Below are 17,955 nucleotides of genomic sequence, written 5' to 3' on the forward strand. Positions count from 1 at the left end.
CTTATTTTGCCCTGAAATGCGACGGCGACTTGCCGAAACTTCGGGCGAAGGCGCGTGAGAACGCAGCCGCGGATGAAAACCCGGTGCGGGCGGCAATGTCGGCCATCGGCACGGCGGTGTCGGTCACCAGCTTGCGCGCCGCGACGAGCCGCAGCCTCAGATAATAGGCACCCGGTGTCTCGCCGACGGACTTGCGAAAGATATTTTCCAGCGTGCGCGGCGTGATTTTGGCGCGCCGCGCGATGCCGGCGACCGCGAGCGGTTGGTCGATATGGGCTTCCATCAGCCGTATCGCATGCGCCAGCCGCGGGTCGAAGCCGTCGAGCCGGCCAAGCGACACCAGTGGTTGCACGTCGGTAGCGGCGCGCGCTTGATCGTAGATGAAGACGCTGGCGACATCGAGCGCCACCGCCATGCCGAGGCGCGAGCGGATGAGATGCAGCATCAGATCGAAGGTGGGCGCTGCCCCGCCGCTGGTGAAAACCGGCCCGTCTATGACATAGCGGTCCGGCCGCACATCGACGCTGGGAAAGGCGGCGGTGAAATCCTCCAGATCTTCCCAATGCGTAGTCGCTGCGCGGCCTTCGAGCAGGCCCGCGCGGCCGACTAGCCACGTTCCGGCCTCGATGCCGCCGCAGGCGCGGGCGGCCCGCGCGGCCCGCCGAAGGCCGGCCAGAAAAGCCGCCGTCGTGTAGTTCTGTGTGCCGAAGCCGGCGACCACGGCCAGCATGTCGGTGCGCTCGCTGGCATCGAACCGGCCTGAGACGGCAACCGGAAGCCCGCAAGTGGTGATGGGCGCTTCGCCGGTCAGTGAAACCAGCTTGAAATCGAACAGGCGTTCGCCGACGATGCGGTTGGCGGCGCGCAGCGGATCGATTGCCGAGGCCACGCACATGATGGATGCGCCCGAAAATATCAGGAACGTTACCTTGAGCGGGCTGTGCTCGGTGCGAAAGATCGTCAGTTTTTCGTTTTTCGACATTTTGTATTCGTAAAACGTGAAGCAAGACCGCGCAAGCAGCGCAATGATGCCGCCATTCGAAGAGGAGGAGCCAATGCCGCTCGAGATGAATCGCGAGGTCTTCATCACCTGTGCCGTGACCGGATCGGGCGGCACGCAGGACCGCAGCCCGCATGTGCCGCGTTCGCCCAAGCAGATCGCCGATTCGGCCATCGCGGCGGCCAAGGCGGGTGCTGCCATCGTCCATTGCCATGTACGTGATCCGGAGACCGGCAAGCCGCGCCGCGATATTCATTTGTATCGCGAAGTCACCGATCGCATCCGCGAGGCTGACGTTGACGTGGTGCTGAACCTCACCGCCGGCATGGGCGGGGACATGGTGTTCGGTTCCACCGAAAAGCCGCTGCCCTTGAAGGAGCAGGGCACCGATATGGCGGGCGCCGCCGAGCGCGTCGAGCATGTGCGCCAGTGCCTTCCGGAAATCTGCACGCTCGATTGCGGCACGATGAACTTCGCCGAGGCCGATTACGTGATGACCAACACGCCCGGCATGCTGCGCGCCATGGGCGGCATGATGACCGAGATGGGCGTGAAGCCGGAAATCGAGGCGTTCGACACCGGCCATCTATGGTTCGCCAAGCAGCTTGTCGCCGAGGAAGTCCTCAAGCCGGATGCGCTGGTGCAGCTTTGCATGGGCGTGCCGTGGGGCGCTCCGGACGATCTCAACACCTTCATGGCCATGGTCAACAATGTGCCGAAGGAATGGACCTTTTCGGCCTTCTCGCTCGGCCGCAACCAGATGGCCTATGCGGCGGCCGCGGTGCTGGCCGGCGGCAATGTTCGCGTCGGGCTGGAGGACAATCTGTGGCTCGGCAAGGGCCAGTTGGCCACCAATGCGCAGCTTGTCGAGCGGGCCGTCACCATTGTCGAGAACCTTGGCGCCCGCGTCATCGGCCCCGAGGAAGTGCGCAAGAAACTGGGCCTTAACAAGCGCGCGCCGCTGGCTGTGTAACCAAATCCTTCAGGGAGGCATGAAATGACCATCTCCAAGGCAGCCGCCATCGGCGGCGGTGTCATCGGCGCCGGCTGGGTCGCGCGCCTTCTGCTCAACGGCATCGACGTTTCGATCTTCGATCCCGACCCGGAAGCCTCCCGCAAGGTGGACGAGGTGATGAAGGGTGCGCGCCGCGCCTACAGGCGCATGCTGCCCGACGGCTTGCCGAAGCAAGGCAGGCTGACCTTCGCCAAGACTATCGCCGAAGCCGTGGCCGATGCCGATTTCATCCAGGAAAGCGTGCCGGAGCGCCTCGACCTCAAGCACAAGGTGCTGGCCGAGATCGATACGCATGCGCCTGCCAACGCCATTGTCGGTTCCTCCACCTCCGGCATCAAGCCGTCCGATATGCAGGTGGCGATGAAGAAGCATCCGGAGCGTCTGGTCGTCGGCCATCCGTTCAACCCGGTCTATCTTCTGCCGCTGGTCGAGGTCGTTGGCGGTGCACAGACTTTCCCCGAAGCCATCGAGGTTGCCAGGGAAATCTATGCTTCCATCGGCATGAAGCCGGTAGTCATCCGCAAGGAGATCGAGGCTTTCGTCGGCGACCGCCTTTTGGAAGCGGCATGGCGTGAATCGCTGTGGCTGATCAAGGATGGCATCTGCACCGTCGAGGAACTCGACGACATCATGCGCTATGGCTTCGGCCTACGCTGGGCGCAGATGGGCATGTTCCAGGTCTATCGCGTCGCTGGCGGAGAGGCCGGCATGCGGCACTTCATGGCGCAGTTTGGGCCATGCCTGAAATGGCCTTGGACCAAGCTGATGGACGTGCCGGAATTCAACGACGAACTGGTCGAACTCATCGCCGGCCAGTCCGACGAACAGTCCGGCCAGTGGTCGATCCGCGAACTTGAGAAAATCCGCGACGACAATCTCGTTGCCATCATGGAAGCCCTGTCGAAGCAGAACAAGGGCAAGGGCTGGGGCGCCGGCGCGCTGCACAAGGATTATGTCAAGCGCCTCGGCAAGCTGGCGGCCAAGCCGGCCGTGTCGAAAGCCGCCGCCAAGGCCAAGGCGAACAAGCCGAAGAAAGCTGCGGCAAAGAAGAAGTGAGACAGGCGTTGTGCGTCATTCGAGACGGCAACCAGCGCTGCCTCCTCACGATGAGGGAAGTTGTGCAACCTTCCTCATCATGAGGTGCGAGCCGAGCGAGCCTCGAAGGGCGCACGATAAAACCTTGTAGGGTATATGATTATGGATTTCGGTCTCTCGGAAGAGCAGCAGCTTATCGTCGACACCACGCGGGCGTTCGTCGAAAACGAGCTTTACCCGCACGAGCAGGAGGTGGAGCGCACCGGCCATCTGCCGATGGACCTCATCAAGGAGATTCAGGCCAAGGCCATTGCCGCCGGGCTCTATGCGGCCAACATGCCGGCGGAAGTCGGCGGTGCGGGCCTCGATACGGTGACATGGCTGCTTTATGAAAAGGAACTTGGCCGCGCCAATTATGCGCTGCACTGGACCTGCGTGGCGCGCCCGTCCAACATCCTGCTTGCCGGCACCGACGAGCAGAAGGAAAAATACCTCTATCCCTGCATTCGCGGTGAAAAATGGGATTGCCTGGCCATGACGGAGCCGAGCGCGGGTTCCGATCTGCGCGGCATGAAGGCAAGCGCCGTGCAGGACGGCGACGACTGGGTGCTGAATGGCACCAAGCATTTTATTTCCCACGCCGATCTTGCCGACTTCGCCATCTGCTTCATGGCTTCGGGCGAAGAAGACGGGCCGCGCGGCAAGCGCAAGAAGATCACCGCATTCTTCGTCGACAAGGGCACGCCGGGCTTCACCGTGCGCGACGGCTATCGCAACGTTTCGCATCGCGGCTATACCAATTCGATCCTGGAATTCGACAATGTTCGTCTACCTGCTTCGCAGGTATTGGGAGAACCGCATCGGGGCTTCGAGGTCGCCAATAGCTGGCTCGGCGCCACCCGGCTTCAGGTTGCCTCGACCTGCCTTGGCCGCTCGGAACGCGCATTGCAGCACGCCATCGACTATGCCGCGCAGCGCCAGCAGTTCGGCCAGCAGATCGGCAAGTTCCAAGGCGTGTCCTTCAAGCTCGCCGACATGGCGACCGAGTTGAAGGCCGCCGAATTGCTGACCCGCGAGGCCGCTTGGAAATACGACCAGGGCACGGTGACGGATCAGGATATGGCCATGGCCAAGCTCAAGGCCACTGAGGTGCTGGCCTTCATTGCCGACGAGGCCATCCAGATCCACGGCGGCATGGGCCTGATGGACGATCTGCCGCTGGAGCGCATCTGGCGCGACGCCCGCGTCGAGCGCATCTGGGAAGGTACGAGCGAAATCCAGCGGCATATCATCAGCCGGGCGATGCTGCGGGCGGTGGGAGGCTGAGATATGTTGCGCCTCGAACGGTTGTTGCGCCCTCGCTCCATCGCGGTCATTGGCGGCGGGTCGTTTGCGCCCAATGTCGTCAAGCAATCGCTGAAGATGGGCTTTGCCGGCGAGGTCTGGCCGGTGCATCCGAAGCGCGCCGAGATCGAGGGCGTCAAGGCTTACGCGTCCGTGGCTGATCTGCCTGATGCGCCTGATTCGGTGTTCATCGGCGTCAACCGCTTCGCCACCATTGATATCGTGCGCGAACTTGCGGCGCGTGGTGCGGGCGGCGCGATCTGTTTTGCCGCGGGTTTCCTGGAGGCCGGCGATGACGACGAGGACGGTGCGCGCCTGCAGGCCGAACTCGTCGAGGCGGCAGGGTCGATGCCGGTCATCGGCCCGAACTGCTACGGCCTCATTAATTATGCCGACGGCGCGCTGCTGTGGCCCGACCAGCATGGCGGCCAGCGGCTGGAGCCGGGCGCGCGCGGTGCTGCCATCATCACACAGTCATCCAACATCGCTTGCAACATCACCATGCAGAAGCGCGGCCTGCCCATCGCCTTCCTGATGACAGCCGGCAATCAGGCGCAGACCGGCCTTGCCGAAATGGCGCTCGGCCTGATCGAGGACGAGCGCGTCTCTTGCCTCGGCCTGCATATCGAGGGCTTTGACAAGGTCGCCGGTTTCGAACGCCTTGCGGCACGGGCGCGCGAACTGAACAAGCCCATCGTGGCGATGAAGGTTGGCCGCTCGGAGCAGGCGCGCGCCGCGACCGTCTCGCACACCGCCTCGCTGGCCGGTTCCGATGCCGCTTCGGAAGCATTTTTGAAGCGGCTCGGCATTGCGCGTGTTCATTCGATCCCGTCGCTGCTGGAAACGCTGAAGCTGCTGCACGCCTTCGGTCCGCTGCCCGGTTACACGCTGTCTTCCATGAGTTGCTCGGGCGGCGAGGCATCGGTGATGGCCGACACGGCGGAGGGGCGCAAGGCGCGTTTCCCGAAGCTGACGCAAGAACACTGGGCGCGGGTGAAGGCGACGCTCGGCTCCTTCGTGGCGGTAGCCAATCCACTCGACTACCACACCTTCATCTGGAACGACGAGCCGGCGATGACAGCCACCTTCACGGCGATGGCGTCGGGCAATTTCGACCTCAACATGCTGGTGCTGGATTTTCCGCGCAACGACCGTTGCTCGGATGCCGACTGGTGGCCGACAGTGCGGGCCTTCGAGGCCGCGCTGACGACCAGCAAGGCGCGCGGCGCGGTCGTCGCCTCCATGCTGGAAAACCTGCCCGAAGAGCATGCGGCCGAACTGTTCCGGCGCGGTATCGTGCCCTTGCAGGGCATTGTCGAGGCATTCGACGCGGTTGAGGCGGCGGCGTTTATCGGGCAGGCGTGGGCAAGGCCTTTGCCGTCTCACCTGTGGGCGAGTGCCGGCGAAGCGAGGGGCGGAAAAAAGGTGTCTCCCGACGAGGACGAGGCCAAAGCGACGCTGCGGGCCGCCGGTCTTGCCGTGCCGCAGGGCGCGCGCGCCGCAAGCGTCGCGGCAGCGGTATCGGCTGCCGAAAAGCTCGGCTTCCCGGTTGCGCTGAAGGCGCTGGGCGTGGCGCACAAGAGCGAGCTTGGTGCGGTCCGGCTCAATCTCAAATCGGTCGAGGAGGTTGAAGCAGCTGCCGAGGCACTGTTGCCGCTCGGCGCCGGCCTCTATGTCGAGCGCATGGTGGAGGGCAGCATTGGCGAACTGATCGTCGGCGTTACCCGCGATCAACTGTTCGGTCCGGTCATGACGGTCGGCACCGGCGGCGTTCTGGTCGAGCTGCTAAAGGACAGCGCGACGCTGCTTCTTCCCGCTTCGCGCGAGGAGATCGAGGCCGCATTGAAGGGTCTGCGGCTCTATCCGCTGCTCGACGGCTATCGCGGCCGCGAGAAAGCCGATGCGGGGGCTGCGGTGGACGCGATTCTCGCCATTTCGCGTTTCGTGCAGGAGCACGCTGATGCGATAGAGGAACTCGACGTTAATCCGCTGATTGTCTGCGGCGAGGGCAAAGGTGCCTGGATCGCCGACGCACTGCTTGTGACAAATGATGGTAAAGCGGCGGTGGCTATGTGTGCCGAGAAGGCGATTGAGGTTGCGGGTTAAGCCGCTTGGGAGGTTGCAAAAATGTCCGATGTCATAAAAACCCGCCGTGAGGGCGCGATCCTCGAAGTCACGCTCGACCGGCCCAAGGCCAATGCGATCGACCTCGCGACCTCGCGCCAGATGGGCCTGACCTTCCAGGCTTTTCGCGATGATCCGGAACTGCGCGTCGCCATCGTCAAGACCGCAGGCGAAAAATTCTTCTGTGCCGGCTGGGATTTGAAAGCCGCCGCGGGCGGCGATGCGGTCGATGGCGATTACGGCGTCGGGGGCTTTGCCGGCCTGCAGGAATTGCGTGACATGAACAAGCCGGTGATCGCCTGCGTCAATGGAATGGCGGTGGGCGGCGGCTTCGAACTGGCGCTGTCCTGCGACCTGATCTACGCCTCCGACCATTCCTCTTTCGCGCTACCGGAGATCAAGGCCGGCACGCTGGCCGATGCGGCGACCGTCAAGCTGCCGAAGCGCATTCCCTATCACATCGCCATGGACCTTTTGCTCACTGGCCGCTGGATGGACGTGGCCGAGGCGCATCGCTGGGGCCTCGTCAACGAGGTGCTGCCAGCCGACAGGCTGGAAGACCGCGTCTGGGAGATCGCCCGCCTGCTTGCCGGTGGCCCGCCGCTGGTGTTTGCCGCGATCAAGGAGGTCGCCCGCCGAGCTGAGGCGATGGAATTCCAGGACGCGATGAACTGGATCACCAAGCGCAAGTTCCGTACGGTCGATGAGCTTTATGCCTCGCAAGACAATATGGAAGGCTTTCGCGCTTTCGCCGAAAAGCGCGATCCGGTATGGAAAGGCAAATAGCTCGATGACAGACTACGCCAGGCTGATCGACGCCGAAACATGGGCGTTCATCGACCGCACCAACAGCTTTTATCCGCCGGATGCGGTCGATCACAGCGTCGAAGACCAGCGCCGCACCTATGACCGCATGTGCGAGGCGTTTCACGCCGGATATCCCGAGGGCGTAACGGCCAGCGACTCGACAGTGGAGACGCCGACGCACAAGATTCCGATCCGCATTTATCGCAATGCCACGCCGAACGATGCGGCGCTGGTGCTTTATTTCCATGGCGGCGGTTTCATCCTCGGCGGGTTAGACAGCCATGACGACGTCTGCGCCGAAATCTGCCAGCGCACCGGCTATGAGATCGTCTCGGTCGATTACCGGCTGGTGCCGGAGCATGTCCACCCCGCTGCCTATGACGATTGCCGCGCCGCTTTCGAATGGGCCGCGAAAACCTATCGGCAGCCGATTGTCCTGTGCGGCGATTCGGCCGGCGGCAATCTGGCGGCGGCGGTTTCGCATGCCACGCGCGGCCATGCCCGTGCGCCGATCGGCCAGGTGTTGATCTATCCGGGACTGGGCGGCGATCTGACCAAGGGTTCATACGTCACCCATGCCGAGGCGCCGCTGCTGACGGTGCGCGACATGGACTATTACAAGCAGATGCGTTCGGGCGGAAAGGACGTGTCGAAGGATGCGACCTTCGCCGCCTTCAATGATAGCGATTTTTCACACCTGCCGCCCACCGTCATCGTCTCGGCCGAATGCGATCCGCTGTCGGACGATGGCCGTGTCTATCGCGACCGCTTGCTGGCCGATGGCGGCAAGGCCCATTGGGTGAACGAGGCGGGGCTGGTGCATGGTTATCTGCGCGCGCGCCATTCGGTCGGCCGTGCCCGCGAAAGCTTCACGCGCATCGTCGATGCCGTCCGCTCGCTTGGCAAGGGCGAGTGGAATTACTGAGCGAAAGTGGAGGCACGATCATGTCCGATGAACTGGACTTTCTGAGCCGCGCCGTGGCGGCGAACCGTCTCAGCCGACGCGATTTTCTTGGGCGGGCGGCTGCATTGGGCGTTGCAGCGCCGGTTGCCTCGTTGCTGTTGGCGAATGCCGCGCGCGCCGCCGGCCCGGTCAGGGGCGGGATGCTGAAGGCCGGCATGGTCGGCGGTGAATCGACTGATGGGCTGGACCCCGCCGCCATCAACAATCAGGTCAAGGGCGTGTTTGCTCGCTGTTGGGGCGAGAAACTCATGGATGTGGCCGAGGACGGTTCGCTGATGCCGGTGCTTGCCACCGAATACGGCTCGTCGGCGGATGCCAAGGTCTGGACCTTCAAGATCCGCAAGGGCGTGACCTTCCACAACGGCAAGGAGATGACGGCGCAGGACGTGGTGGCGACGATTGAGCGCCACGCCGGTCCGGAGACGAAATCGGGCGCGCTCGGCGTGCTCCGCGGTATCGATACGCTGAAGGCCGAAGGTGACGAGTTCATCGTCACGCTCAAGGAGGCCAACGCCGATCTGCCTTACCTGATGACGGATTATCATCTGATCATCCAGCCCAATGGCGGCAAGGATAATCCGGAAGCCGGCATCGGCACCGGCCCCTACAAGGTCGCGGCGCATGAACCGGGCGTGCGCGAAACCGGCGCGCGTCACGATGGCTATTGGGCGCCGGACAAGCGCGGCCATGCCGATCAGGTCGAGATCATCGTCATCAACGATTCGGCGGCGCGCATGGCCGCACTGCGCTCGGGACAGGTCCAGATGACCAACCGGGTCGAGCCGAAGGTGGTCGATCTGGTCAAGCGGCTGAGCGGCGTGTCGATCAAGAACATTACCGGCAGCGCCCATTACGTCTTTGCCATGCAGTGCATCACACCGCCCTTCGACAATAACGACCTCAGGCTGGCGCTGAAATATGCCATCGACCGCAAGGAGATGGTGGAAAAGATCCTGCGCGGCTATGGCACGCTCGGCAACGATATCCCCGTCAACAAGGCCTATCCGCTGTTTTCCGACGATATCGAGCAACGCGAATTCGATTCGGACAAGGCGGCCTTCCATTACAAGAAATCGGGGCATGACGGGCCAATCGGTCTGAAAACCTCCGAAGTAGCCTTTCCGGGCGCGGTCGATACGGCGCAGCTTTTCCAGCAGAGCGCGGCAAAGGCCGGTATTCAGCTTGAGATCGAGCGCATGCCGGGCGACGGCTATTGGGCGCAGGTTTGGAACACCGCACCGTTCTCCGCCTCTTATTGGGTTGGCCGCCCGACCCAGGACCAGCAATATTCCACTGCCTATATCTCCAGCGCCGACTGGAACGAAACACGCTTCCATCGCGCCGATTTCGACAAGCTGGTGATCGGCGCGCGCGCCGAACTCGACGACGCCAAACGCAAGGCGATGTACCGCGATATTGCGATGATCGTGCGTGACGAGGGCGGCGCGATCATTCCCGTCTTCAACGATTGGGTGGACGCCGTGTCCGACAAGGTCGCCGGCTATCAGGCACACCCGTCCGGCGAACTCATGTTCGGCCTGGCATTGGCCTCCTGCTGGTTGCAGGCCTGATCACCTTGCCCGTTAGATGAGGAAGGGCTTGGCCTTCATCGTTACCGGAATGGCGACGCCAAGACGCTGAAGAACAGTCGGTGCAAGCTGAAGCTGGTTGAGCAGGATGGTCGGCTCGGCTCCGGCAGCGGCGCCGAAATAATAGAGCGCGAAATCCTGCATGTCATGGTCGTGGCCGCCATGATGGCCACGGTCGGTCTGGCCGTGATCGGCGGTGACGATGATCTCATAGCCAGCCTTGCGCCAGCGCGGCAGGAACGCCGCCAGCATGCCGTCCATGACATAGCAGGCGTGATCCATCTCGATGCAGTCATGGCCGAAGCGGTGGCCCATGGAGTCCAGCGAGCAGGTGTGCAGGATGCCGTAATCGATGGAAAAACGCTCCGTGAGCATGGTGAGCGTGGCGAACAGGTCGGTGTCGCTCGGCGTCATCTGGTTGCGGGCGTTGTAGCCGGTCATGGTGTGGAAACGGCCATGCGAGATCGGTCCGCGCGGTTCGTCATATTCGATGTCGCGCACGAGATTGAACGGGTAGCGGTTGAAGCTACCGAATGTCATTGATTTTGTTGTATTCACCCAACAAAAATGAAGACGGCTTCCAACACGAAAGAACTATACGAAATCTGTGAGAAACTTATAACAGATCGATTTGCCGCCGAAAAAATCGTGTATGCTATCCACTCCCGCTCGCGGGTGAGCCAGACCCATCGCGCCGGGAGTTGTTGCCCCGGAGGCGATGGGTCGAACTTTTCGCTCCAAGGCCCGCCATGTCCGACTTTCCATCGGAACCGTGGCGGTCCTGAATTTTTATTGGGGATGGATGGTTGCCGGGATTCTGTTGCCAAGCTCCCGGCAGGCTCCGATCAGGCCGCTACGGCCATCTCATGTGCAAAGTTATCGTTCGCACTTGGAGGTTTGACCCGATAAGGGTGGAATCATGCCCGACCGCGTTCTCAAGCCTATGCGCAAATCGATCCTATTTCGCCCCCATCAAGAATACTCGACCCGTCTAAAATCAAAGGCCACCTATTAGGGCGGATGGCTGCACCTGTGCCGAGTATTCTTGGTGGAGGCGGCGGGTACTGCCCCCGCGTCTTTACGCACTCACCATCGACCGAATTACGGTCATCTTGTAGTCCGCCAAACGACAAGCGGAAACTTTAACGACCCTCGAAGGATTCGAACCTTCGCGCCCTGCTATGCAAGCAGGAGACTTCCCACAGTCCTCGCCGGGTCATAAGTGGCCGATTTACCGGCCGGGGTTCATTTCCGCCTCCATCTTTCATGTTAGGCGTTTCAAATCTCATTTTCACTTTCTACTAGATTTCAGATTGATTGTCACTTAAAAAGTGATAGTGTGATCAACAAATTTAGGAGACAGGAAATGGAAGACAAATTCCTTCGCATCAAAGAGGTGTGTGATATCGCTGGCGTGTCCAAGCGCGAAATCTATCGCCGCGTTGCAAAAGGCACGTTTCCGCAGCAGCGCCGCGTGTCACACAGGTGCGCCGGCTGGAGCAAGCGCGAAGTGATGAACTGGCTCGACAGGGTATTCGCGTGAGCGATCTTGACGATCTTCTTGGTGACGAACCGCCACGCCGTCGTCGAGGCCGGCCAACCAAGGCGGAAGCCGAAGCGCGGTTGCAGCAGCAGATGGGCACGGACCTTCCGCATTACACGGAGTTTCGTCGCCCCGTCGGCGTGACGTTCCTCGCCAACATCTGCGGCAAGCAGCCGAAGCAGATACAGAAGCGGCTCGAAAAGTGCCCCGTCGATTCGTGGCAGGCTCACGGACGCGGCCAGGTTCCGTATTACGACTTCCTGACGGCGATGGCCTATCTCATCCCGCCGCAGGGAAGCATTGAGGACTGGCTCGCACAGCAGAACCAAGCCTCGCTGCCGCCCATCGTCTCGAAGGCGTATTGGGAAATGACCAATGCCCGCATCCGAGCACTGACCTCGGCAGGGCAGCTTTGGCACGACGAAGACGTGCTCATGACCTTCGCTCGCGTCTCCTTGCTGATCCGGCAGGAGAGCAAAATGTGGATCGAAGACATGCCGGGACGCCAGAATCTCAACGACGAACAGTACAATTTCCTCGTCGATCGGGTGAACGACATGAATGCCCAAATCCGTGAGAAGCTGGAAAAGTTTCCGCGCGAGCACCAGACCAATGCCCATTCCCGTGAGATCGAGAAGGAATTGGAAGGCACCGACGCGCGCCCGACGGTGAGTGACGAATGAGTCGCATGCGCCCACCTACGGTCGAGGAACTAATCGACCAGGCTCCCCATCCAATCCTTGAAAATATTGTAGCTCACGGTTTTCAAAGCCTGCAGCCGGCAGAGCGCATGAGCGTCACCGAGGCTGCCGAGAAGTGGATGCGTATCGGCAGCGGCGGCGGTCACAGCACCCCATGGTCATTGCGCCGCACTCCCTACCTCCAAGAGCCGCAGGACGTGCTCACCAGCCTCGATTATCAGGGCATGATTTTCGTAGGACCTGCGAGAACCGGTAAGACTCTTATGAGTTTGTCGTGGCTCACGCATACGGTCATGACCGACCCCGCCGACATGATGTACGTCCACATGGATCGCGAGAACGCGCGCAAGTGGTCGAAGGGTGATCTCGAACGCTTCTTGCAGGCATCGAGCGCCGTGCGGGCACACCAGCTTACGAACCGGAAGGACGACAACACCTTCGACAAAGAGTTCGATTCCGGCATGCAGTTTCGCTTGACGTACCCGACTTCGAGCAACCTGTCGGGTATCACCGTCGGCCGCGTCTGGCTCATCGACTACGAGCGCATGGACGATAACGTGGACGGCGAGGGAAATCCCTTCGACTTGGCGCAGATGCGCACCACGACCTTTAAGCGGTTCGGCATGACGGTCGCGGAAGCATCGCCCAACCCGAACAAAGAAATCCAAGACCCGAAATGGACGCCGCAGACGCCGCATGAAGCGCCGCCTATTCGCGGCATCTTCGAGCTTTACAATCGTGGCGACCGTCGGCGCTGGTATTGGCGTTGTCCGCACTGCAACGATCCTTTCGAGCCTGATTTCAAATTGCTGCGCTATCCCGACACCGCAGATATCATGGAGGCACGGGAAGCAACCTACATGGCATGCCCAAGTTGCGGCAGCGTGCTCGAACCCACCATGAAGGACGATCTCAATTGGGGCGGCCGATGGGTGAAAGACGGCATGGTGTGGACGCCGGAAGGCGAGATCGTCGAACGCAACGGCATGAAAGCAGCCCGTTCGTCGATTGCCTCATTCTGGATGAAGGGACCAGCCGCCGCGTATCAGGATTGGGGTCAACTGGTCGAGAAGAACTTGCGCGCGCTCAAGGCGTTCGAGGAAACGGGCGACGACGGACCACTGCGCAAGACGGTCACGACCGACCAGGGTTCATTCTACATCCCGCAATCGCGCCTGTCTGAGCGGTCGCCGGAAGACCTGAAAAACCGGGCCGAAGACTGGAACACGAGTGAGCAAGAGCCAACCGTGCCGCATGGCGTGCGCTTCCTCATCGCCACGGCCGACGTGCAGAAAAGCGCCTTCGTCATTCAGGTGCATGGTTTCACCGCGACCGGCGACATGGTGGTGATCGACGGCTTTAAATGTCGTCTGTCGAATCGCCTCAACGGGGCAGGGGAACGCCTGCCGATCGACCCGGCTGCATTCGGCGAGGATTGGGACGTTCTGGTCGATGAGGTTTTGAAGCGCACCTATCCGCTTGAGGACGGTAGCGGTCGGCAGATGAGAATTCGTGCTATGGGCTGCGATTCGGGTGGTGCCGAGGGTGTGACCGGTCACGCTTATAATCTGTGGCGCCGGCTTCGGAAGGGCGGCGAGGGGTTACATCGTCGCTTCTGCCTGGTTAAAGGCGACACGCCGAAATCGAACCCCCACGCTCACACCACTTGGCCGGATTCCAATCAGAAGGGAAAGATGGCTATCGCCAAGGGCGATGTGCCTGTCATCCTGTTCAATTCGAATCTGATGAAAGATCGCGTGTCCGTGATGATGGCTCGCCGGGTCGAAGACAGCGGCGATGACGAGACGACCGGTGGCATGCTGCGCTTTCCCGATTGGATGCCGGGTTGGTTTTACGCACAGATGACGACGGAAATTCGCACCGAGAAGGGTTGGATGAACCCGCGCAAGCGGCGCAACGAAGCATTCGACTTGGCGTATTATGCACTGGGCCTGGCGATTAGGAGCGTTGAGCCGAACGTTCCGTTCGTCACATTCAACATTGATCGTCTCAATTATGACGATCCTCCCGTGTGGGCCGCCCCGTGGGACGAAAACGCTCTCGTGTTCGGCGGCGATGCGCCGTCGCCAGAGACGCCGACGAAGCCCAAGCGCCTGACAATGGCGGAACTCGCGCAGAAGTTGGCTTGAATGAAGTGACTAACAACGGAGTAAGACATGGAAACTCGAATTTACGACGCCGACGATTATTTCACCCGATCTGCATATGACGCTGGTGCCAGAAACAAGCCCAAGGAGAAGTTTGCCCCAAAGCAACCTAAGAAGCGCGATGAGGGCAACGGCGGTCAAAAATAAACCACAAGGATTGCCCCGCCATGCCCATCACCGAAATCGAGCGACTGCCGATAGGCACTTTAGTCCGCGTCAAGTCGGGCGGCCCGCCTATGATCGTCGTCGATATTGCGACAGACGACTACGACAACATCCTGACGCCGTGCGCCAGAGGGGATGTCATTTGTGCATGGCGCAGCAAGGCCGGAATCATCGAAGCCAAGTTTGTCCCGCACGTCCTCACAGTGCTGCGAAAACCTACATTCCCCAGGTAAAAATAAAAACACGATATTCACTTAAAAGATGAATGTCAACTATCTCTTGCAAAACTTTCACTTTTGCCGTATTTAAAAGTGAAAGTTTTGCAGGATGACTTATGGCGACGACCGCCGAACTCCAATCATGGCTAGACGAAGCACGGATCGCCTATCGCGCGCTCGTTATGGGCAAGGCTGCGGTCGAGTTCCGTGACAGCGACGGTTCGTCCGTTCGCTACACGAGCGCCAACGCATCCCGACTTCTCGCATACATCAAAGACCTCGAATCGCAACTGTCGGGTTGCGCCGCCAAAGCGCGCTTGCCGTTGAGGCCGATTTGGGGATGAGCGGCTTCGATCTCACGGACCTGTTGGAGTCGAACAGCGGTGTCTCCCCGCTGACTTCAGAGGTGCTGCCGCCCGAAGCTTCGGCGGTGGCTTCGGGCGGCGTTGCCTATGATGGCGCCAACAAGCTTGATCGTCTCGGCATGTGGCAGCCCGCGCTGCGTTCCGCCGACGCTGATCTTCTCCCGCTCAAGGACGACCTGGACGCGCGTGCGCTCGATACGATGCGCAACGACGCATATGTGGCCGGTGGTGCTGCGATCCGTAAGGATTCCATCGTTGGCGCTCGCTTTCTTCTGAACTCCAAGCCCGAAACCAAGTTGCTGTTCGGCAAGGAAGATGAGGTTTGGGAGACCGAGGCTCAAGAGGAAATCGAAACCAAGTTCACACTTTGGGCCGAAAGCCCGCAGAACTGGCCAGACGCCGCACGTCGCAAGACGCTGACGGACATCGTTCGTCTCGCTGTCGGTGTTCACCTGTCCAACGGCGAAGTGCTCATGTCAGCCGAGTGGTTCGACGACGGGCGCCCGTTCTCATCTGCCGTGCAGTTGATCGACAGCGCGCGTCTGTCCGACCCCCGTGACCGCACGCTTCTTTCCGGTCGTCGCGTTCGCAAGGGCGTGGAGATCGACGCCTACGGAGCACCGACGGCCTATTACATCCGCAACGCCCATCCCGGCGACTATCGGCTCGGCATCACCAACATCCTCGCCAGCATGAAGTGGAAACGCATTCCGGCTCGCAAGCCGTGGGGCCGCCCGCTGATCAATCACATCTACGAGGAAATGCGCCCCGATCAGACGCGCGGCGTGACGGCGATGGTTGCTGCCCTCGGCGAAATGCGGATGACGAAGCACTTCCGCAGGACTGAGCTTGAGCGCGCAGTGGTTGCTTCCACCTATGCGGCGTCGATTGAGTCGGAACTCCCGACCGATGCTTCGCTTGCCATGGGTAGCGGCAATCCGACCGACGGCAATGCCACGACCGCGTGGATGACGGATTATCTCAACGAGATTGCCACTTACACGGCGAACGCGCAGAACCTCACGATGGACGGCGCGAAGATACCGATCTTTGCGCCAGGCACCAAGCTCAAGATTCAGAACCCCGGTGCAGCCAGCCCGCAGGGCGACAAGTTCGAGCAGAGCTTGTTGCGCTACATCGCTGCCGCGCTTGGCGTGTCATACGAGCAGCTTTCGCGCGACTACACGCAGACGAACTATTCGTCGGCTCGTGCGTCGTCCGGTGAAACCTTCAAGACGATGATGTCGCTCAAGCGCAGCGTTGCCGAGAAGGTGGCCAACTTCATCTATCGCCTGTGGCTTGAAGAAGCCATCAACTACAATGAGTTGGAGTGCTTCAAGCGCCGTGGTCTGCCGCGTTTCTACGACGGTATGAACGCAGAATTGTTCGCGGCTTGCGAGTGGATCGGCGCGGCTCAGGGTCAGATTGACCCGCTGAAGGAGACCCAGGCGGCGATCCTACGCGTCAAATCCGGCTTCTCCACCAAGGAGACCGAGATCGCGAAGATGACCGGCTCCGACTGGCGCAAGGTCGCACGGCAACAGCGTCGTGAGTACGACCTCGATAAGAAGCTTGAGATGCCGTCGATCTACGACAGCACCGACACGACCGACCTTCAAAATTCGCTGACGGCCACGCCTAACGATGGAGAGAACAAATGAACCCCATCCTGGCACGCTTTCAGGATCAGCCAGCACTCATCGACGAAGGATGGGCGCGTCAGCTTGAATCGCATCTCGTGAAAGCCAGCGTCTTGCTCGACACTGCCGAGAAGGCAGGTGACTCCGACGATTTCTGGCGTGACGGCATGTCGTGGGCACGTCCGTATGTCGTGAAGAACGGCATCCTGCATGTGCCGGTCAAGGGCGTTCTTCTGAACGATTTCCCTTACGCCTTCGGCGATTGGGCCACTGGCTATGAGTATATTTTTCAGGCCGTCAAGCGCGGCGTGGATGACAGCAACGTCAAGGGAATCGCGCTCGTCGTGAACTCCGGTGGCGGCATGGTCGCGGGAAATTTCGATCTCGTCGATCGTCTCTACGCATTGCGAGGCACGAAGCCCATTCGCGGTTTTGCAACCGAGCACGCCTATTCGGCTGCCTATAACATCATCGCCGCGTCGGAGCATGTCACCGTTGCCCGCACCGGTGGCGTTGGTTCCATCGGCGTCGTCGTCACGCAGTTCGAATATTCGAAGCTGCTCGATGACGCAGGCGTCAAGGTCAACATCATCCGTTCCAAGCCCGACAAGATGGAGGGCAACCCCTACGAAGCTCTGTCCGAGGGTGCGCGGGAACGGATTCAGGAGCGCGTGGACAAGTTCCACGGAGATTTCGTCGCCATGGTGGCGCGGAACCGGGGCATGAGTAAAGAGGCGGTGGATTCCACCGATGCTCACACTTTCATGGCTCAACAGGCGATCGAAAACGGACTGGCCGATGAGGTTGGTGCGCTGGACGACGCGATCACGGCCTTCGAGGCCACAATCTCGGAAGGAGATGAAACCATGGCCGATCTTACACAGGCCGATCTCGACGCAGCCGTTGCCTCGGCTGTTGAAACTGCTTCTGCCTCCGCTCGTGCGGAAGGTGCCGCTGCCGGTGCGACCGCTGAACGCGAACGCATCACGGCGATCCTCAATCACGACAACGCCAAGGACCGTCCGAAGGCCGCACTTGCCGCCGCTCTCGATACGGACATGAGCGTCGAACAGGCCGGCAAGTTCCTCGGCAACCTGAACGCCGAAGCCGCTCCGCAGACTGGCGCAGGTGCCCCTGAAGGCATGCTCAAGGCTGCGATGATCGGTTCGCAGAATCCGAATGTGGTCGCTGGCAACGACGAGGAAACGGAAATGAGCCGCGCCGAAAAGACGCTCGCAATGGTCGGCGGCACGAAGGCCAAGGGCTAACTCCAACGA

16 protein-coding genes, 1 other RNA gene and 1 pseudogene are annotated in these 17,955 nt (G+C 61.0%); 15 read left to right on the forward strand and 3 right to left on the reverse strand.

All coding sequences use genetic code 11. From position 1 onward, the window contains the following. Window position 1: 1 nt before the first annotated feature. A complete protein-coding gene (locus BFN67_RS11130; RefSeq protein ID WP_080919686.1) occupies window positions 2-982 on the reverse strand; it encodes a GlxA family transcriptional regulator in 981 nt (326 codons plus the stop codon). Window positions 983-1,055: 73 nt separating this feature from the next. Here BFN67_RS11130 and bcoG point away from each other — a divergent pair, with 73 nt between their 5' ends. The 7 genes from bcoG (at window position 1,056) to BFN67_RS11165 (ending at window position 9,860) form a co-directional block, all read left to right on the forward strand. Next, window positions 1,056-1,973: a 3-dehydrocarnitine:acetyl-CoA trimethylamine transferase BcoG gene (bcoG, locus tag BFN67_RS11135; RefSeq protein WP_080919730.1), complete on the forward strand. Its 918-nt coding sequence runs from the start codon at window positions 1,056-1,058 to the stop codon at window positions 1,971-1,973. A 24-nt stretch (window positions 1,974-1,997) separates the two neighbouring features. After that, window positions 1,998-3,071, forward strand: coding sequence for a 3-hydroxyacyl-CoA dehydrogenase NAD-binding domain-containing protein (locus tag BFN67_RS11140; RefSeq protein ID WP_080919687.1), 1,074 nt, complete (start codon window positions 1,998-2,000; stop codon window positions 3,069-3,071). Window positions 3,072-3,212: 141 nt separating this feature from the next. Then, window positions 3,213-4,376: an acyl-CoA dehydrogenase family protein gene (locus BFN67_RS11145; RefSeq protein WP_080919688.1), complete on the forward strand. Its 1,164-nt coding sequence runs from the start codon at window positions 3,213-3,215 to the stop codon at window positions 4,374-4,376. A 3-nt stretch (window positions 4,377-4,379) separates the two neighbouring features. Beyond that, a complete protein-coding gene (locus BFN67_RS11150; RefSeq protein ID WP_080919689.1) occupies window positions 4,380-6,500 on the forward strand; it encodes an acetate--CoA ligase family protein in 2,121 nt (706 codons plus the stop codon). Window positions 6,501-6,521: 21 nt separating this feature from the next. Next, window positions 6,522-7,304 carry a carnitinyl-CoA dehydratase gene (locus BFN67_RS11155; protein ID WP_080919690.1) on the forward strand — a complete coding sequence of 261 codons (783 nt, stop codon included), beginning with the start codon at window positions 6,522-6,524 and terminating at the stop codon, window positions 7,302-7,304. 4 nt (window positions 7,305-7,308) lie between these two features. Next, window positions 7,309-8,250, forward strand: coding sequence for an alpha/beta hydrolase (locus BFN67_RS11160; protein WP_080919691.1), 942 nt, complete (start codon window positions 7,309-7,311; stop codon window positions 8,248-8,250). Window positions 8,251-8,270: 20 nt separating this feature from the next. Further along, a complete protein-coding gene (locus BFN67_RS11165) occupies window positions 8,271-9,860 on the forward strand; it encodes an ABC transporter substrate-binding protein (protein ID WP_080919692.1) in 1,590 nt (529 codons plus the stop codon). A 12-nt stretch (window positions 9,861-9,872) separates the two neighbouring features. Here BFN67_RS11165 and BFN67_RS11170 read toward each other — a convergent pair. Together BFN67_RS11170 and ssrA are read right to left on the reverse strand one after the other, a co-directional pair. After that, window positions 9,873-10,403: pseudogene (locus tag BFN67_RS11170) on the reverse strand (alkaline phosphatase family protein); the annotation flags it as partial. A gap of 280 nt (window positions 10,404-10,683) precedes the next feature. Then, window positions 10,684-11,048: a transfer-messenger RNA gene (ssrA, locus tag BFN67_RS11175) on the reverse strand. 196 nt (window positions 11,049-11,244) lie between these two features. On the opposite strand from ssrA, the gene BFN67_RS11180 reads away from it, so the two are divergent. The 8 genes from BFN67_RS11180 to BFN67_RS11210 all read left to right on the forward strand — a co-directional run bounded on the left by BFN67_RS11180 (window position 11,245) and on the right by BFN67_RS11210 (window position 17,946). Next, window positions 11,245-11,421, forward strand: coding sequence for a helix-turn-helix transcriptional regulator (locus BFN67_RS11180; protein ID WP_080919693.1), 177 nt, complete (start codon window positions 11,245-11,247; stop codon window positions 11,419-11,421). Further along, entirely contained in the window at window positions 11,418-12,104 is a 687-nt protein-coding gene (locus BFN67_RS11185; RefSeq protein ID WP_080919694.1) for a hypothetical protein, read from the forward strand. Before BFN67_RS11180 ends, BFN67_RS11185 begins: the two co-directional genes overlap by 4 nt. A 107-nt stretch (window positions 12,105-12,211) precedes the next feature. After that, window positions 12,212-14,272 carry a terminase gpA endonuclease subunit gene (locus tag BFN67_RS11190; protein WP_158083509.1) on the forward strand — a complete coding sequence of 687 codons (2,061 nt, stop codon included), beginning with the start codon at window positions 12,212-12,214 and terminating at the stop codon, window positions 14,270-14,272. Between the two features lie 27 nt (window positions 14,273-14,299). Further along, window positions 14,300-14,437 carry a hypothetical protein gene (locus tag BFN67_RS24345; RefSeq protein WP_158083510.1) on the forward strand — a complete coding sequence of 46 codons (138 nt, stop codon included), beginning with the start codon at window positions 14,300-14,302 and terminating at the stop codon, window positions 14,435-14,437. Window positions 14,438-14,457: 20 nt separating this feature from the next. Further along, window positions 14,458-14,688 (forward strand): YodC family protein, encoded by a 231-nt coding sequence (locus BFN67_RS11195; protein ID WP_080919696.1) that lies wholly within the window; start codon window positions 14,458-14,460, stop codon window positions 14,686-14,688. A 101-nt stretch (window positions 14,689-14,789) separates the two neighbouring features. Beyond that, window positions 14,790-15,017 (forward strand): gpW family head-tail joining protein, encoded by a 228-nt coding sequence (gene gpW / locus BFN67_RS11200; protein ID WP_080919697.1) that lies wholly within the window; start codon window positions 14,790-14,792, stop codon window positions 15,015-15,017. Next, a complete protein-coding gene (locus BFN67_RS11205; RefSeq protein WP_080919698.1) occupies window positions 15,014-16,699 on the forward strand; it encodes a phage portal protein in 1,686 nt (561 codons plus the stop codon). Before gpW ends, BFN67_RS11205 begins: the two co-directional genes overlap by 4 nt. Next, window positions 16,696-17,946: a S49 family peptidase gene (locus BFN67_RS11210; protein WP_080919699.1), complete on the forward strand. Its 1,251-nt coding sequence runs from the start codon at window positions 16,696-16,698 to the stop codon at window positions 17,944-17,946. The genes BFN67_RS11205 and BFN67_RS11210 overlap by 4 nt, the downstream gene beginning before the upstream one ends. Window positions 17,947-17,955: the final 9 nt, after the last annotated feature.

The organism is Manganibacter manganicus (assembly GCF_002075885.1).
GTDB lineage: Bacteria > Pseudomonadota > Alphaproteobacteria > Rhizobiales > Rhizobiaceae > Mesorhizobium > Mesorhizobium manganicum.

What these genes read in the sequence shown, in the direction of transcription:
- BFN67_RS11195 (WP_080919696.1), top strand. Translation starts at nt 14,458, where the DNA reads ATGCCCATCACCGAAATCGAGCGACTGCCGATAGGCACTTTAGTCCGC.
- BFN67_RS24345 (WP_158083510.1), top strand. Translation starts at nt 14,300, where the DNA reads ATGGAAACTCGAATTTACGACGCCGACGATTATTTCACCCGATCTGCA.
- gpW (WP_080919697.1), top strand. Translation starts at nt 14,790, where the DNA reads ATGGCGACGACCGCCGAACTCCAATCATGGCTAGACGAAGCACGGATC.
- BFN67_RS11180 (WP_080919693.1), top strand. Translation starts at nt 11,245, where the DNA reads ATGGAAGACAAATTCCTTCGCATCAAAGAGGTGTGTGATATCGCTGGC.
- BFN67_RS11145 (WP_080919688.1), top strand. Translation starts at nt 3,213, where the DNA reads ATGGATTTCGGTCTCTCGGAAGAGCAGCAGCTTATCGTCGACACCACG.
- BFN67_RS11150 (WP_080919689.1), top strand. Translation starts at nt 4,380, where the DNA reads ATGTTGCGCCTCGAACGGTTGTTGCGCCCTCGCTCCATCGCGGTCATT.
- BFN67_RS11160 (WP_080919691.1), top strand. Translation starts at nt 7,309, where the DNA reads ATGACAGACTACGCCAGGCTGATCGACGCCGAAACATGGGCGTTCATC.
- BFN67_RS11140 (WP_080919687.1), top strand. Translation starts at nt 1,998, where the DNA reads ATGACCATCTCCAAGGCAGCCGCCATCGGCGGCGGTGTCATCGGCGCC.
- BFN67_RS11165 (WP_080919692.1), top strand. Translation starts at nt 8,271, where the DNA reads ATGTCCGATGAACTGGACTTTCTGAGCCGCGCCGTGGCGGCGAACCGT.
- BFN67_RS11190 (WP_158083509.1), top strand. Translation starts at nt 12,212, where the DNA reads ATGAGCGTCACCGAGGCTGCCGAGAAGTGGATGCGTATCGGCAGCGGC.
- BFN67_RS11205 (WP_080919698.1), top strand. Translation starts at nt 15,014, where the DNA reads ATGAGCGGCTTCGATCTCACGGACCTGTTGGAGTCGAACAGCGGTGTC.
- BFN67_RS11210 (WP_080919699.1), top strand. Translation starts at nt 16,696, where the DNA reads ATGAACCCCATCCTGGCACGCTTTCAGGATCAGCCAGCACTCATCGAC.
- BFN67_RS11130 (WP_080919686.1), bottom strand. Translation starts at nt 982, where the DNA reads ATGTCGAAAAACGAAAAACTGACGATCTTTCGCACCGAGCACAGCCCG.
- bcoG (WP_080919730.1), top strand. Translation starts at nt 1,056, where the DNA reads ATGCCGCTCGAGATGAATCGCGAGGTCTTCATCACCTGTGCCGTGACC.
- BFN67_RS11155 (WP_080919690.1), top strand. Translation starts at nt 6,522, where the DNA reads ATGTCCGATGTCATAAAAACCCGCCGTGAGGGCGCGATCCTCGAAGTC.